The following is a 14,509-nucleotide window of genomic DNA, read 5'->3' on the forward strand; positions in this document are numbered from 1 at the left end:
GCCCCCGTCGAGGCGTCGCACCTTCACGACCACGGCAATTGCAGCCCGAGGTTGCCGCGCAAGGTGCTGGCCTCGTATTCGCGGCGGAACAGCCCGCGGCGCTGCAGTTCCGGCACCAATTGCTCGACGATCGCTTCCAGGCCCTGGGGAAAATAGTCGGCGTTCAAATTGAAACCGTCGGCGGCATGCCCGCGAAACCACTGCTCGATGGAGTCGGCGACCTGCTCGGCGGTGCCGACGATATTGCGGTGGCCATTGGGGTTGCGCTTGAGCAGCTCGCGCACGGTCAGGCGTTCGCGCGCGGCCAGGTCCAGCACCGCCTTGGCAAAGCCCTGGCCCGCACGGCTGCGGGCGGCATCTTCGATTTTCGTCCACGGCAGTTGTTCGTCGAGTTTCAGGTGCTGCGCGTCGATGGCCAAAGAGTTGGCCAGGTCAAGGCGCTCGCGCTCAAAGCCGGACACTTCATCGAGCCAATCCTTGCGCGCGATGGCCTCGGCTTCGGTACTGCCAAGAATCGGCAGCAGCCCTGGGAGAATCAATATTTCGTCAGCGCCACGCCCGTATTGCGCGGCTTCGGACTTGATGCTGCGATAGAAGGCCTGCGCCGCCTCGAAGCTGTGATTGACGGTAAACACCGCATCGGCATGCCGCGCCGCCAGGCCCATGCCCTGCGGCGAGCCGCCAGCCTGGAGCACCACCGGACGGCCCTGGGGCGAGCGCGGCACGTTCAGGGCGCCCTTGACCTTGAAGTAGGTGCCCTGATGATCGATGGGGTGAATGCCCCGCACATCGACGAACTGGCCGCTGCGCTGATCGCCGCGCAGCGCATCCTTGTCCCACGTGCCCCACAGCGCCTTGACCACTTCAACGGCCTCCTCGGCGCGGGCGTAACGGGCGTCGTGGTCGAGCAGTTGCTCCAGGCCGAACAGCTGCGCCACTTCCGGGGTGCGCGTGCCCACCACGTTCCAGGCCGCGCGACCGCCGCTGATAAAGTCCAGCGACGCCACGGTGCGGGCGATGTTGTAGGGCTCGTGAAAGCTCGATGACACCGTCGCCACGAGGCCGACATGCTGGGTCACCCGCGCCACGGCGGTGAGAGGAATGAAGGGATCGAGGGCTTGCCAGGGGCGCTCCACATGGGGGCCGCCATAATCGAAGCCGTCGGAGAAAAACACCGCGTCGAGCTTGCCGCGCTCGGCCAGGCGGCCGATGTTCTCGTAGAACTCCAGGCTAAGAAACCCCAGCGGATCATCGGCCACGCGCCACGAGGCGGGATGACGACCACTGTTGTTGACGTTAACGTTCAGGTGCAATTGGCGGGTCATGCGGGTACCTCCTGAGCTGCGGCGAGGCGGGCAAGGCGGTGTGCGGTCAACAGCTCGTCATAGGGGCGATACGGATGGCCGATGCTCCAGGGGTCGGCGACGATCCGTTGGCTGGCCCACAGGCCGATGGAATGGGGTTTCCAGCGCACCGCATCGTGCAGAGTGTGGGTGCGCGCATCGCGCCAGTAGCGATCCAGGCCGCTGCCGACCCGCGCCGAACTGGCACCGCCGACATCGAAGAGCGCCGAGCTGACCTCCAGCACCGCGCGAGTCGTGAGAACCTTGGCCTGGGCCACTTCATAGAAGATATCCAGTACCGTCGCCAGCTCGGTGTGCGCGTCGTTGGCCGCCAAACGCCGCGCGGCGCTTTCGGTCAAGCGCCGCGCGGCACCGGCCAGCAGCACCAGTTCGCCCAGCTGCGCGATGCCCAGCACATCATCGGCGAACGCCTTGGCACCGCTGCCGCGGCCACCATGCACATGCCGTGACAAATCCACTGCACGCTGCAGCGCGCCCTCGGCCAGGCCGACGTCGATCGCCGCGTGCAGCAGTTGGCTTTGCGCCGAAATCCGGTAAGACACCTGCGGATCGCGGGGATGGCTGATTACCCCCAGGGCCGACACCGGAGTGTCGACGAACACCGAGCTGCCAGAGGCCGTGGTGCGCTGCCCAAGACCGTCCCAATCGTCAGTGATCGTCACGCCTGCGGCGCCCCGGGTGACGATGGCCGAGCAGGCGCGGCCGGTCTCGTCCAGGCATTGCACGCTGATGTGATCAGCGAGCAAGGCGCCGGTGGAATATACCTTGCGGCCATTCAGGCGCCAGCCCTCAGCCGCTGGCGTCAAGGCGGCAGCGGCTTCCCCGGGGTAGCGTTCGCCGGGCTCGGCGGTGGCATTGCCGAAGAACTGCCCGGCGCCGATCTGCGACAGATAATGGTCGCGCTGCGCCGGGCTGCCGGCGATGCGCAGACGCTCGACGGAGTTGAAATGGTTCTGCGGGATCTGTCCCAGGCTGCCATCGGCCTTGGCGACGATGGCCACCGCCTGGATCAGCACCTCATGATCGAAGCCCAGGCCGCCATAGGCCACCGGCACGTTGAGGCGCCAGAAGCCCAGCGCGCGCAATTGATCGATAACGTCATGGCCGTAGGCGCGCTGGCGGTCGCGCGCGTCGGCGCTGGTAGCGATACTTTCGGCCAGAGCGCTCAGCTCGGCCAGGAATTTCACGGCGTCGGTCATGGCTCAGCGCCCCGCCACTTGTGAAGGAACGGCCTGCTGCACGGCGTTGTAGCGGTCATCGAAACCGACCTTGACGTCGACCTTCTTCTTGATCGCGCCACCGGCGAACAAGGCGTCGGCGACGTTCTGCTCTTCGGCCAGCAACTTGGCATCGAACGGCCGGAAGGCCCCGCTGCGCACCTGATACTCGTAGACCGCCCGCTCCGGCGTCAGCTTGAGGGTGGTCTGCAGCACCGCGGTGGCTTCCTGCTGGTGGCTCTTGTGCCACGCCCAGTAGTTGCTCACCCGTTGAAAGAAGCCCTTGAGCGCTTCGCTCTTGGCAGGGTCGGCAAGTACATCGGCGCGGGCGGTCCATACCCCCAGGGCCGGAATACCCGTGGCGCGATCATCGAGCAGCACCTTGGCCTGACCACCGCGTACGCTCTGCAGAATCGGCCCCAGGCTGCCGGAATAGGCGTCGGTCTGCCCGGAGTTGAACGCCGCCGCCGAAGACGCGCCGTCGTTGAATTTGAACGGGCTGATGTCTTTTTCCGTCAACCCGGCTTTGACCAGCGACACCAGGTACTGGGCGTGGTTGTAGCCGCCGTAGTTGTAGGCCCAGCTGTGGTGGGCGAGCTGCGCCGGGGTGTCGATGTGGGCCGAAGTGCGTACCGCGGTGACCAGCGGCGAGTAGTCGGGGCTGTAGTCGTTGCGCCAGCCGGCGACGATTTTCAGCGGCGCGTCGGCAGCCGTCCAGTCAGTGCGCGCATTGGCCTGTTCGATGGTCAGCGAGGTGTCGCCCATGTGGCCCACATCGATGGCCTTGCCGTACAGCGCCGAGAGGTTGGCGGCCGGGCCGGTGAGCAATACCCATTTGACGTCGAACGGCGCGCCGTCGAGGACCTTGGATTCCTTGATCAGAGCCGGGAAGCCGGCATCCTGATAGGCGATGGTGAGCGTGGTGCGCTCCTGGGCAGTGGCGTGGAATGCAATCAGACCCAAGGTGGGCAGCAACAGCCCGCGGACAATCTTGTTCATCGATGTTCTCTACTTTTGATAAGGGCATCTAGCGGAAGGCGAGTCAGGCGACGCTGCCAAGGTGGTGCAGCACGCTGCGCTTGATCTGGTTGAAATCGCTGGCGGTGGGGTCACGCTTGCGCGGCAGGTTGACCGGGATGTCGGCCTTGACGAAGCCCGCACCGAGCACCAGCACGCGGTCGGCCAGCAAGATCGCCTCTTCGATGTCGTGGGTCACCAGCAACACGCCTGGCTGATGCTCGCGCCACAGCTCGATCACCAGGTCCTGGGCCTTGCGCCGAGTAAAGGCGTCCAGCGCGCTGAAAGGTTCGTCGAGCAGCAACAGGTCGGGCGCGCGGTACAGCGCGCGGGCCAGGCCGACCCGCTGCGCCTCGCCACCAGACAGGCTCGAAGGCCAGGCATCGGCCTTGTTGCCCAGCCCGACTTCGGTCAGCGCCGCTACGGCACGGGCATAGCTGTCGGGGGCCTTGTGGTCTTGCAGCACGACGTTGCGCCAGACCCGCTGCGCAAGGATCAGGCGCGGGTCCTGGAACACCACCGAGGTGCGCTCGGCGATCGCCGCACTGCCGCCACTGGCGGTTTCGAGGCCACCGACGATGCGCAGCAAGGTGGTCTTGCCGGTGCCCGAAGGCCCGACCAGAGCAACGAACTCGCCTTTGCCCAAGGTGAAGTCCAAGGCGTCGAGAATCACCTGGTCGCCATAGCGTTTGCTCAGGCCTTGCAGGTCAATGACGGCGGGCGTGGCGGCAGGCGGCGTCAAGCGCGCGGCCTGATACGGGCCGAGGCTTTCAAGATGGCTCATGACGGGGTCTCCAGCTGAGCAGCGCGCGTTCGATCAGGCGCATGACGATGTCGACGATCACACCGAGCACGGCATAGATGAGGATGCCGGCGATGATGATGTCGGTGCGTTGAAACTGGTTGGCGTTGTTGAGGATGTAGCCGATGCCAGCGTTGGAGTTGATCTGCTCGGCGGCCACCAGCCCCAGCAGCGCGGCGCCGGCGGCATAGCGCCAGCCCACAAGAATGCTCGGCATGGCCAGCGGCAGTACGATAAGGCGCACTACCTGACGCTGGTTCATGTCGAAACTGGCGCCCAGTTCCAGCAGGCGTTTGTCGATGGCGCGAATACCGTGGTAGGCGTTGAGGTACACGGGGAAGATCGACGCGCCGATGATCAGCAGTACCTTGGACCACTCACCAATGCCGAACCACACCACGAACAGCGGCACCAAGGCAATGAACGGAATGGTGCGCAGCATCTGCAGCGGCGCGTCATAAAGACGCTCGGCCAAGGTCGACAGGCCTGCGATGACGCCCAGCACCAGCCCTAGGCCGCCGCCGATCAACAGCCCCAGCCCGGCCCGGCCCAAAGACACCGGCAGCGCCGCCTGCAGCTCGCCGGTGTGCCAAAGTTCCTGATAGGCCTGGATGATGCTCCAGGGCGAGGGCAAGACGAATTCGCTCAGCCAGCCAGCCTTGGCGCTGAGTTGCCACAGGCCCAGCAGCACAATCGGGATGAGCAACCGCAACCCGCCCAACCGACCGGCCTGACGCCGCACCCGCCCCAACCAGCCAGCGGGCACCAGCACGCCATCGTGAAACCGGTACTCGACCAAGGGCACATCGGCGACTGTGAGTGCGGGCGGCGACAAGGGCGAAGCAGGCTGACGCATGACGATGACTCCTTTACAGAATGTGCACTGACACGGCGACTTTCAAGCAGTCACTCGCGCGGTTAAGGCACAGCAGTAATAGAGCAAAGCCATACGGAACGGAAAGAGCGTTATGTTCTATGGTTATATAAACGCCTGAACACTATTGATTAATGCTCGAGGTTATAAAGTTAAAACCAATTGGCACTTTGAGTTTGTTTCGTCCTTTCGCTTGGAGCTTGCATCGAACGATGTCGCTACGGACTTGCATTGAACAACGCAGGTATTTATGCCGGAGGTTTTTTGGAGGTGGGGTCTGAGATCTGGGTGGTCCTTTGCTGCGGGCCTGTGCGGCTCGCCCTGCCCATTGGCCCTTCGCTTAGGCTCAGGGTACCCGCGTTCCGGCACCTGAAGAGAGGGCACGGCGCAATGGGCCATCCTTGGCCCAACGCGCCTGACCCGGCATCCTGCCGGGATCTCCCTCTCTTCAGGCGCCTCCACGCGGCCTGCTGGAGGGGCGCGCCGCACAGGCCCGCAGCAAAGGACCAGCCGAGATTTGGTGAGCGTCCTAAAGCTTTTTTGAAGCAACGGCACTGATGTCGCTGTTCTGCTTTCGAGTCGGCCTTGGGGTCGCGGCCCCCTTCCAGCAGGCCGCGTTTCGACGCACTGACGAGGGGATAGCCGGCATGGATGCCGGCTAAGCCCCGTTGGGCCACGGAAGGCCCATCGGGGCGTGCCCCTCGCCAGTGCGTCGAAGCGCGGGCACCCTGAGCCAAAGCGAAGGGCCAATGGCGGGGGCCGCGACCCCAAGGCCGACTCGAAAGCAGAACCAGCGCAGTCCCCAAAAAAACGACAAGTCAGAAATAACCACCCAAGGAATAAGCTTATATCCCCAACCCGCGCTTATTTCGAATAATCCTCATCGCCTAAGAATATGCACTAACGATATTGGCACTACGCAGCACGACTCTATAGCGTGGCCACACCGGAATACCGGCTCCTGCGCGTATCAGCCTGAACGCCAAACGCTTTCTTCTGGAGTCGCCACGCGAAGCAGAACGCCAACGATCTGCGCGGGCCTGACTGGATATCGTCAATGAGATTCGACCTGTCATCCCTACGTCGTAGTGGTGTGCCCGTGATCGCCGCCGGTTTGATCACGCTGCTCGCCAGCGCCCAGGCCATGGCCGTGACCCTGACCGCCATCGTGCAGCCGGAACCGGTGGCCCTGACCTCGAGCTTCAATACCAACTTCCCCAACGGCGTGGTCTCCAACAACATCTATGAAGGGCTGGTGAGCTATGACCAGAACATGCAGCCACAACCGAGCCTGGCGCTGTCGTGGGACATCGCCAAGGACGGCCTGAGCATCACCTTCCACCTGCGCCACGGGGTCAAATGGCATGATGGCCAGCCCTTCACCTCGGCCGACGTCAAATACTCCGCACTGGAAGTCTGGAAAAAGGTCCACCCCCGTGGGCGCACCACCTTCGCCGCGCTGGAAGACGTGCTCACCCCCGACCCCTACACCGCTGTATTCAAGCTCAAGCAACCGTCGCTGGTCATCCTCAGCTCGATCAACGCCAACGAAGCGCAGATCCTCCCGGCGCACCTGTATGCCGGCACCGACATCCTGAAAAACCCGCACAACCTCGACCCTATCGGCACCGGCCCATTCAAGTTCGTCAAATGGGAGCGTGGCCAATACATCGAGCTCACCCGCAACCCGGACTATTGGGACGCTGGCAAGCCCAAGGTCGACAAGCTGGTGTTCCGCATCATCCCCGACGCCAGCTCGCGCGCCGCCGCATTGGAGACCGGCGAGGTGCAGTACTCGCCCTACGATTCGGTGCCTTTCAGCGATGTCGAGCGCCTCAGCCACAACCCTGAACTGGTGGTCGCCAAACGCGGCTATGAGTCGTCCGCCGCCTACGTGTTCCTCGAATTCAACTTGCGCAACCCGGTGCTGGCCAACCTCAAGGTGCGCCAGGCCATCGACCAGGCGATAGACAAACAGGCGCTGATCGACGTGGTCTGGTATGGCCTGGGCAAACCCGCCACCGGGCCGGTGCCCTCCTCGCTCAAGAACTTCTACACCACCGACGGCGTCCAGCAGTACCCCTTCGATATCGCCCAGGCCGAGAAGCTCCTCGATGAAGCCGGCTACCCCCGTGGCGCCGACGGCGTGCGCTTTCGCATCAACATCGACTACCAGCCGTTCCATGAAGGCTTCAAGAACCAGTCCGAATTCATCCGCCAGAGCCTGAAGAAAGTCGGCATCGATGTCACCGTGCGCACCCAGGACCTCGCCGGCTTCATCAAACGCGTCTACAGCGACTACGACTTCGACATCAACACCGGCCGCTGGGTACCGATGATGGACCCGCAGATCGGCGGCCTGCGCCAGTACTCCACCGCCAACATCACCCCCGGCGTGCCGTGGAGCAATGCCTCCGACTACAGCAGCCCGGCCATGGACAAGGTCATCGCCGCCCTGCAAGGCGAGATCGACCCGGCGCGGCGCCAGCAGGACTTCTACGAATTCCAGCGCATCGCCCAGCACGACCTACCGGTAGTACCTCTGTTCGAACAACAGAATTTCACCGTCTACAGCAAGCGCCTGCAAGGGGTGAGCGTGGCGCCGGACGGCGCCTTGTCATCCCTCAAAGACGTGTCCATCGCGCCCTGACCAGCCCGTGTATAAGGAGTACTGCCATGCACCTGCAACTCACTGACAAGCACGTCGTCATCACCGGCGCCAGCAAGGGCATCGGCCTGGCCATCGCCCATGCGTTCGCCGCCGAAGGTGCGCGCCTGAGCTTGATCGCCCGCGACCCGGCCACCCTCGAAGAGGCCCGGCGCCAGTTCGCCCATGCCGGCATCCAGGTGCAGGTGATCAGTGCCAACCTCAGCGACGCCGCTGCGGCCGAAGCGGCGATTGCCGATGCCGAAACCCGCCAAGGACCGATCGATATCCTCGTCAACAGCGCCGGTGCGGCCAAGCGTACCGAGCCCGAGCTTCTCGACGCGCAGACCTGGCAAGCGGCGCTGGACGCCAAGTTCTTCCCCACCATCCATACCCAGGATGCGGTGCTCAAGCGCCTGCTGGCCAGGGCCGAAGCCAGTGGCCAGCCGCTGCAGAGCGCGGCCATCGTCAACATCGTCGGCACCGGCGGCAAACACCCCACCGCCACCCACCTGCCCGGGGGCTCGGCCAACGCCGCCCTGCTGCTGTCCACCGTCGGCCTGGCCAGGCACTATGCCCGTCACGGCATTCGCATCAACGCCATCAACCCGGGCTTCACCTACACCGGCCGCGTCGACCAGGCCATCAGCCTCGAAGCCACCCGCCGCGGCATCAGCAAGGAGCAAGCGCTGCAAGATGCCGAGGCGCAGATTCCACTGGGCCGTTTCGCCCGCCCCGAAGAAGTCGCCGACCTCGCCGTGTTCCTCGCCAGCGCCCGCGCCAGCTACATCACCGGCGCGGTGATCCCGGTCAACGGCGGCGCGGACCCGGTCATCTGACATGCCAGCCCTCGCCAAATACATGCTGCGCCGGCTCGCCCAATTGCTGCCGGTGGCCCTGATCATCGTGCTGTCCTCGTACCTGCTGCTGCGCCTGGCGCCCGGCGACATGGTCGACGTGATGGCCGGCGAATCCGGCGCGGCGACCCCGGAATACATGGCCCAGCTGCGTGAGCAGTTCGACCTCGATGCCCCCGGCTACGTGCTGTTCGGCCGCTACCTGGACAACCTCGCGCACCTCAACCTCGGCTACTCGTTTCGCAACAGCATGCCCGTGGCCGAGCTCATCGCCGATCGTGTGCCGGCCACCCTGACCCTCATGCTGGTGGCGGTGTTCATCGCCGCAGTGCTGGGCATCGCCCTGGGCGCCGTGGCCGCCCGCTATCGCGGCCGGTGGCCGGATGAAGTGATTTCGACCCTGTCCACCATCGGCTTTGCCACACCGGTGTTCTGGGTCGGATTGATATTGATCGTGGTGTTTTCGATCAACCTGCGCTGGCTGCCCTCGGCCGGCATGCAGACCATCGGCGGCGTCGACGGCGCCTGGGCCTCGTTCCTCGATCGGCTGCGCTACATGGCCTTGCCGGCGTTGAGCCTGTCGTTTTTCTACCTGTCGATCTATGTGCGCATGACCCGCTCGGCGATGCTCGAAGTCTACGGCCTCGACTTCATCCGCACCGCACGCGCCAAAGGCATCAGCGAAGCGCGAGTCGCAGTGCGGCACGTGTTGCGCAACGCACTGCTGCCCCTGGTGACCGTCACCGGCCTGCAACTGGGCTCGCTGATGGGCGGTTCGATCGTGGTCGAGACCGTGTTCTCCTGGCCGGGCCTGGGGCGCCTGGCGTTCGACGCGGTGTTCCAGCGCGACATCAACCTGTTGCTGGGGATTTTCCTGTGCAGTTCGTTTCTGGTGATCCTCATGAACCTGCTGGTCGACCTGCTCTACGCGCTGCTCGATCCGCGCATCGAGATTCGCTCATGAAACGCGTCCTGCGTCTGGGTCATTCCCGCGCACTGCTGCTCGGGCTGGCGATCCTGCTGTCGATCAGCATCGCCGCGCTGTTGGCCAACTGGCTATACCCCGCCGACCCGTTCGACATCGTCGGCCGCGCCAACCAATGGCCGGGCAGCAACCCGCGCTACCCATTGGGCACCGACATGCTCGGCCGCGATCTCACCGCCGGCATGCTCCACGCCGCACGCGTGTCACTGCTGGTCGGCGTCGGTGCCGCGGCCCTGTCAGTGCTGATCGGCACCACGGTGGGTGTGGTCAGCGGCTACACCGGTGGCTGGCTCGACGACTGCCTGATGCGACTCACCGAGCTGTTCCAGACCATGCCCAGCTTCCTCTTCGCGATCCTGCTGGTAGTGATCTTGCAACCGTCGATCGCCAGCATCGTGTTCGCCATTGGCATCACCTCATGGCCGCAGATTTCCCGGCTGGTGCGGGCCGAAGCGCTGCGCGTGCGCCAACAGGATTTCGTCAGCGCAGCGCTGACCATGGGCATCCGCCACCCGGCGATCATCTGGCGGCACATTTTGCCCAACAGCATTTCGCCGGTGATCGTCGCCACCTCGATCCTCATCGCCCAGGCGATCCTCACCGAGGCATCGCTGTCGTTTCTCGGCCTTGGCGACCCCAGCGTCATCTCATGGGGCAGCATGGTCGGTGCCGGGCGCTCGTCCCTGCGCACCGCGTGGTACATGACGGCGATCCCCGGCGGCGCGATCTTTGTTGCAGTGATGGGCTTCATGTACCTGGGCAACGGCCTCAACGACCTGCTCAATCCGCGCACGGAGGCACGATGACCACACTTGCCAGCACGCCATTACTGGACGTACGAAACCTGCGCGTGGAGTTCGGCAAACCGAGCACGCCACTGATTGCCGTCAACGACCTGTCACTGCAGGTACAGGCCGGTGAAACCCTGGCCATCGTTGGCGAATCCGGTTGCGGCAAGTCAGTCACCGCGCTGGCGCTGACCCGTCTGCTGCACGGCAGCCAGGCGCGCCTGAGCGGTTCGGTGCGCTACCGGGGCGAGTCACTGAGCGACCTCGACGAGCGCGCCATGCGCGCCATTCGCGGGCGGCACATCGGCATGATTTTCCAGGACCCGATGTCGGCACTCAACCCGGTGATGAGCATCGGCGACCAACTGATCGAAGCCATCCAGACCCATCAACCCCTGCCCCGCGCCCAGGCCCGAGCCCGCGCAGTCGAGCTGCTGGAGCGGGTGCGCATCCCGGAACCGCACAAGCGTCTGGACGACTACCCGCATCGGTTCTCGGGTGGCATGCGCCAGCGCGTGGTCATCGCCATGGCCCTGGCCGGCGGCCCGTCGCTGCTGATCGCCGACGAGCCGACCACCGCACTGGACGTGACCATCCAGGCGCAAATCCTCCACCTGCTCGCCAGCCTGCAGCGCGAAATGGGCATGGGCCTGATCCTGATCACCCACGACCTTGGCGTTGTCGCCGAAACCGCCGACCGGGTGATGGTCATGTACGCCGGGCGCAAGGTCGAAGAGCAGCCGGTGCACGGCCTGTTCGCCCACCCGCGCCACCCCTATACCCGCGGCTTGATCGGCGCGCGCCCGGCCCTGCAACTCGAGGCGGTCGGCCCCGGCAAGCGCCGCGTACGCCTCAAGGAAATCCCCGGCATGGTCCCGATGCTCTCGCAACTGCCCGTCGGCTGTGCCTTTGCCGCACGCTGCGAACATGCCGACGCGCGCTGCCAGCAATTGCCTGAGCTGCTGCCCTTCGAGCCACTGGCCGCAGTCGCCTGCCATCACCCCTGTCCAGCGCCCCAGCGGCTGCACCGGGCCATGGCATGAGCCGTCTATTGGAAGTGCGCAACCTCTCGGTGCGCTACCCCACTGCACGCGGCGAGCTCAATGCCGTGAGCGCTGTGAATCTGGACCTCGACACCGGTCAGACGTTGGGCCTGGTGGGTGAATCGGGCTGCGGCAAGTCCTCGTTAGGGCGCACTCTGGTGCGCCTGGTCAAGCCCAGCGAAGGCGAGATCCGCGTCAACGGCACCGATTTGGCGAGCCTCTCCGGGCGCCAGTTGCAAGCCCGCCGTCAGGACGTGCAGATGGTTTTCCAGGACCCGTCCAGCGCCCTCGATCCTCGCCTGAGCCTGTTCGACTCGATCGCCGAACCGCTGCGTGCCCGCGGCGAACTCAACCGCCAGCAACGCCAGGCGCGGGTCGCCGAATTGATGCAGCAGGTGGGCCTGCACCCGGACCTCGCCAGTCGCTTGCCCCATCAACTGTCCGGCGGCCAGCGCCAGCGCGTGGTCATCGCCCGCGCCCTGGCACCACGCCCGGCGCTCATCGTGTGCGACGAGCCGGTGTCGGCGCTGGACGTCTCGTTGCAAGCGCAGATCCTCAACCTGCTGTGCGACCTGCAGGCGCAACTGGGCGTCGCCTACCTGTTCATCAGCCACGACCTGTCGGTGGTCCAGTACCTGGCCGATCGCATCGCCGTGATGTACCTGGGCGAGATCGTCGAGATCGGCGACCGGGCGTTGTTCTGGCAACGCCCGGCCCACCCTTACAGCCAGGCGCTGATCGCCGCCGTACCGATCATGGACCCGAGCCGCAGCCGCGCCGCCGACAAGCAGGTGCTGGCCGGCGATGTACCAAGCCCGTTCACGCCGCCCAGCGGCTGCCGTTTTCATACCCGCTGCGCGCACGTCCACGCCCGCTGCCGCGAACAGGCACCGCGCCTGCAAGCGCTGCAAGCCGGGCACCACGTCGCCTGCCACCTCTATGACGCCACCTCCGGAGCGCCCGCATGACTATTCTTTCGCAAGCCCACGCTGGCGCGCTTGGCGCCCCCGTTGCCGCACAGCAGCAAGCCCGCGAAGACCTCGCCGCCGCCCACCGCCTGGCCGTGTGGCACGATTTCAGCGAGGGCATCTACAACCACTTCACCGTGGCCGTGCCGGGCAGCAGCGACAGTTTTCTGCTGCCGCCCTTCGGCCTGCATTGGTCAGAAGTGATAGCGAGCGAACTGATGGAGATCGGTTTCGACGGTCGGCAGCTCAGCGGCGAAGGCATCATCCAGCGCTCGGCCTACTGCATCCACGCACCGATCCACGCCGCCCATCCCAAGCATGCCGCCGTACTGCACACCCACATGCCCTACGTCAGCACCCTGACCCGCCTGCGCGACCAGCACCTGCACGCCGTGGGCCATCTGGAGGCGCAACTGGTCGACCAGATCGCCTACGACGAAGACTACGACGGCCTGGCCCGCGACCCGTCCGAGGGCCAGCGCCTGGCGGACATCCTCGGTGAACGCAGCATCCTCTTCATGGGCAACCATGGCGTGCTGGTGACCGGGCGCAGCGTTGCCGAAGCCTACGACCGGCTCTACACCCTGGAGCGCGCTGCACGCCTGCAAGTGTTCGCCCTGTGGACTGGCCAACCGCTGCGCGGCCTGAGCAGCGCGCAGGTCGACAGGGTCCAGGACCAGATCCACAACACACCGCTGCACGACGCCGCCAGCACGACCTACAAGCCGGGCTATCAGCTGCATTTCGAAGCCCTGCGCCGGCTGCTCGACCGCCGCGAACCCGACTACCGGAACTGATCCGTGCCCACGCCTCTACCCGCACTCCCCGCCCACAGCCCGCTCGGCCGGGCCCTGCGCCAGCCGTTGCTGCTGGGGTTGTTCCTGCCGATCCACAACGGTGGCTGGACCATGTCCAGCTACCCGCGCGACACCGACTGGACATTCGACTACAACGCCGCCCTCACCCAGCAGGCCGAAGCGCTGGGTTTCGACCTGGTGTTCGGCCCCGCGCATTGGCTGTCCAAGGGCGGCTTCGGTGGCGAGATGCACTACCGCGAAACCGCCCTCGACACACTGATGACCAGCGCCGGGCTGGCGGCGATCACCCAGCGCATTCTATTGATCTCCACCGTGCATGTGTTCTATGGCCCTTGGCATCCGCTGCACCTGGCCAAGTTCGGCGCCACTCTGGACCACATGTCCGGTGGCCGCTGGGGGCTGAACCTGGTGACCGGTTTTCGCCAGGATGAATGGGCCATGTTCGGCCAGCAGCAGATCGAACACGACCGCCGCTACGAACTGGCCGGAGAATACGTCGATATCCTGCAAACCCTGTGGAGCAGCGACGAGAACTTCGATCATCACAGCGAGCAGTGGCAGCTGAACAAGGCCTTCGTGACGCCCAAGCCGGTGCACGGTCGGCCGATCATCGTCAGCGCCACCAGCTCGGCGGCAGGCATCAGGCATGCCGTGGCCCAGGCTGATCTGATCTTCGTCACCAGCCCGGCGGGTGCCCGTTTCGACGCCGCCATCGAGGCCTTGCCGGCGATCAATCGTCAGGTCAAAGAGGCCGCCGCCGCCATCGGCCGCGACGTGCGCACGCTGGTCAACCCGATGATTATCGCCCGCGACACCGAGGCCGAAGCCTGGGCGGTGTATCAGGCGATTCTCGATCAGGTCGATGACGCTGCGGTGGCCGGTTTCTTCCATACCCACGCCACCGGTGACAGCCGCTCCTGGCGCGGCCATCAACGGGACGAGCGCATCGTTGGCGGCAACATCCAGTTGATCGGCACCCCGGCGCAGATTGCCGCACAGATCATCCAGCTCAAGGCCGCCGGTTGCGACGGCTTGCAGCTGTGCTTCGTCGACTACCAGCCGGAGCTGGCGTATTTCGGCGAGCACATCCTCCCGCTGTTGCACCAGGCGGGCCTTCGGCTATGACCAC

13 protein-coding genes are annotated in these 14,509 nt (G+C 65.2%); 8 read left to right on the forward strand and 5 right to left on the reverse strand.

Features of this window, described 5'->3' with window-relative positions:
- Positions 1-23 precede the first annotated feature (23 nt).
- The 5 genes from REH34_RS02705 to REH34_RS02725 are packed head-to-tail and all read right to left on the reverse strand — an operon-like array spanning position 24 to position 5,256.
- Positions 24-1,325: an NtaA/DmoA family FMN-dependent monooxygenase gene (locus REH34_RS02705; RefSeq protein ID WP_311970647.1), complete on the reverse strand. Its 1,302-nt coding sequence runs from the start codon at positions 1,323-1,325 to the stop codon at positions 24-26.
- Positions 1,322-2,563, reverse strand: coding sequence for an acyl-CoA dehydrogenase family protein (locus REH34_RS02710; RefSeq protein WP_311970648.1), 1,242 nt, complete (start codon positions 2,561-2,563; stop codon positions 1,322-1,324). Before REH34_RS02710 ends, REH34_RS02705 begins: the two co-directional genes overlap by 4 nt.
- A gap of 3 nt (positions 2,564-2,566) precedes the next feature.
- Positions 2,567-3,580 carry a hypothetical protein gene (locus REH34_RS02715; protein WP_311970649.1) on the reverse strand — a complete coding sequence of 338 codons (1,014 nt, stop codon included), beginning with the start codon at positions 3,578-3,580 and terminating at the stop codon, positions 2,567-2,569.
- Positions 3,581-3,623: 43 nt separating this feature from the next.
- A complete protein-coding gene (locus REH34_RS02720; RefSeq protein ID WP_226504709.1) occupies positions 3,624-4,382 on the reverse strand; it encodes an ABC transporter ATP-binding protein in 759 nt (252 codons plus the stop codon).
- Positions 4,369-5,256: an ABC transporter permease gene (locus REH34_RS02725; protein ID WP_311970650.1), complete on the reverse strand. Its 888-nt coding sequence runs from the start codon at positions 5,254-5,256 to the stop codon at positions 4,369-4,371. The genes REH34_RS02720 and REH34_RS02725 overlap by 14 nt, the downstream gene beginning before the upstream one ends.
- Before the next feature lie 1,075 nt (positions 5,257-6,331).
- Here REH34_RS02725 and REH34_RS02730 point away from each other — a divergent pair.
- Genes REH34_RS02730 through REH34_RS02765 form a run of 8 tightly spaced genes read left to right on the forward strand, consistent with a single transcriptional unit; the run spans position 6,332 to position 14,505 of the window.
- Positions 6,332-7,924: an ABC transporter substrate-binding protein gene (locus tag REH34_RS02730; RefSeq protein WP_311970651.1), complete on the forward strand. Its 1,593-nt coding sequence runs from the start codon at positions 6,332-6,334 to the stop codon at positions 7,922-7,924.
- Positions 7,925-7,950: 26 nt separating this feature from the next.
- Positions 7,951-8,760 carry an SDR family oxidoreductase gene (locus REH34_RS02735; RefSeq protein WP_311970652.1) on the forward strand — a complete coding sequence of 270 codons (810 nt, stop codon included), beginning with the start codon at positions 7,951-7,953 and terminating at the stop codon, positions 8,758-8,760.
- Between the two features lies 1 nt (position 8,761).
- Positions 8,762-9,742 carry an ABC transporter permease gene (locus REH34_RS02740; protein ID WP_226504713.1) on the forward strand — a complete coding sequence of 327 codons (981 nt, stop codon included), beginning with the start codon at positions 8,762-8,764 and terminating at the stop codon, positions 9,740-9,742.
- Positions 9,739-10,569, forward strand: coding sequence for an ABC transporter permease (locus REH34_RS02745; protein ID WP_311970653.1), 831 nt, complete (start codon positions 9,739-9,741; stop codon positions 10,567-10,569). Before REH34_RS02740 ends, REH34_RS02745 begins: the two co-directional genes overlap by 4 nt.
- Positions 10,566-11,594 carry an ABC transporter ATP-binding protein gene (locus REH34_RS02750; RefSeq protein WP_311970654.1) on the forward strand — a complete coding sequence of 343 codons (1,029 nt, stop codon included), beginning with the start codon at positions 10,566-10,568 and terminating at the stop codon, positions 11,592-11,594. The genes REH34_RS02745 and REH34_RS02750 overlap by 4 nt, the downstream gene beginning before the upstream one ends.
- Positions 11,591-12,562, forward strand: a complete 972-nt coding sequence (locus REH34_RS02755; protein ID WP_226504716.1) for an ABC transporter ATP-binding protein — start codon at positions 11,591-11,593, stop codon at positions 12,560-12,562. Before REH34_RS02750 ends, REH34_RS02755 begins: the two co-directional genes overlap by 4 nt.
- Positions 12,559-13,359 (forward strand): class II aldolase/adducin family protein, encoded by an 801-nt coding sequence (locus REH34_RS02760; protein ID WP_311970655.1) that lies wholly within the window; start codon positions 12,559-12,561, stop codon positions 13,357-13,359. Before REH34_RS02755 ends, REH34_RS02760 begins: the two co-directional genes overlap by 4 nt.
- 3 nt (positions 13,360-13,362) lie before the next feature.
- On the forward strand, positions 13,363-14,505 hold the full coding sequence (locus REH34_RS02765; RefSeq protein ID WP_311970656.1) for an LLM class flavin-dependent oxidoreductase: 1,143 nt from the start codon (positions 13,363-13,365) through the stop codon (positions 14,503-14,505).
- Positions 14,506-14,509 lie beyond the last annotated feature (4 nt).

This window comes from Pseudomonas baltica (assembly GCF_031880315.1).
GTDB lineage: Bacteria > Pseudomonadota > Gammaproteobacteria > Pseudomonadales > Pseudomonadaceae > Aquipseudomonas.

What these genes read in the sequence shown, in the direction of transcription:
- REH34_RS02705 (WP_311970647.1), bottom strand. Translation starts at nt 1,325, where the DNA reads ATGACCCGCCAATTGCACCTGAACGTTAACGTCAACAACAGTGGTCGT.
- REH34_RS02710 (WP_311970648.1), bottom strand. Translation starts at nt 2,563, where the DNA reads ATGACCGACGCCGTGAAATTCCTGGCCGAGCTGAGCGCTCTGGCCGAA.
- REH34_RS02715 (WP_311970649.1), bottom strand. Translation starts at nt 3,580, where the DNA reads ATGAACAAGATTGTCCGCGGGCTGTTGCTGCCCACCTTGGGTCTGATT.
- REH34_RS02720 (WP_226504709.1), bottom strand. Translation starts at nt 4,382, where the DNA reads ATGAGCCATCTTGAAAGCCTCGGCCCGTATCAGGCCGCGCGCTTGACG.
- REH34_RS02725 (WP_311970650.1), bottom strand. Translation starts at nt 5,256, where the DNA reads ATGCGTCAGCCTGCTTCGCCCTTGTCGCCGCCCGCACTCACAGTCGCC.
- REH34_RS02730 (WP_311970651.1), top strand. Translation starts at nt 6,332, where the DNA reads ATGAGATTCGACCTGTCATCCCTACGTCGTAGTGGTGTGCCCGTGATC.
- REH34_RS02735 (WP_311970652.1), top strand. Translation starts at nt 7,951, where the DNA reads ATGCACCTGCAACTCACTGACAAGCACGTCGTCATCACCGGCGCCAGC.
- REH34_RS02740 (WP_226504713.1), top strand. Translation starts at nt 8,762, where the DNA reads ATGCCAGCCCTCGCCAAATACATGCTGCGCCGGCTCGCCCAATTGCTG.
- REH34_RS02745 (WP_311970653.1), top strand. Translation starts at nt 9,739, where the DNA reads ATGAAACGCGTCCTGCGTCTGGGTCATTCCCGCGCACTGCTGCTCGGG.
- REH34_RS02750 (WP_311970654.1), top strand. Translation starts at nt 10,566, where the DNA reads ATGACCACACTTGCCAGCACGCCATTACTGGACGTACGAAACCTGCGC.
- REH34_RS02755 (WP_226504716.1), top strand. Translation starts at nt 11,591, where the DNA reads ATGAGCCGTCTATTGGAAGTGCGCAACCTCTCGGTGCGCTACCCCACT.
- REH34_RS02760 (WP_311970655.1), top strand. Translation starts at nt 12,559, where the DNA reads ATGACTATTCTTTCGCAAGCCCACGCTGGCGCGCTTGGCGCCCCCGTT.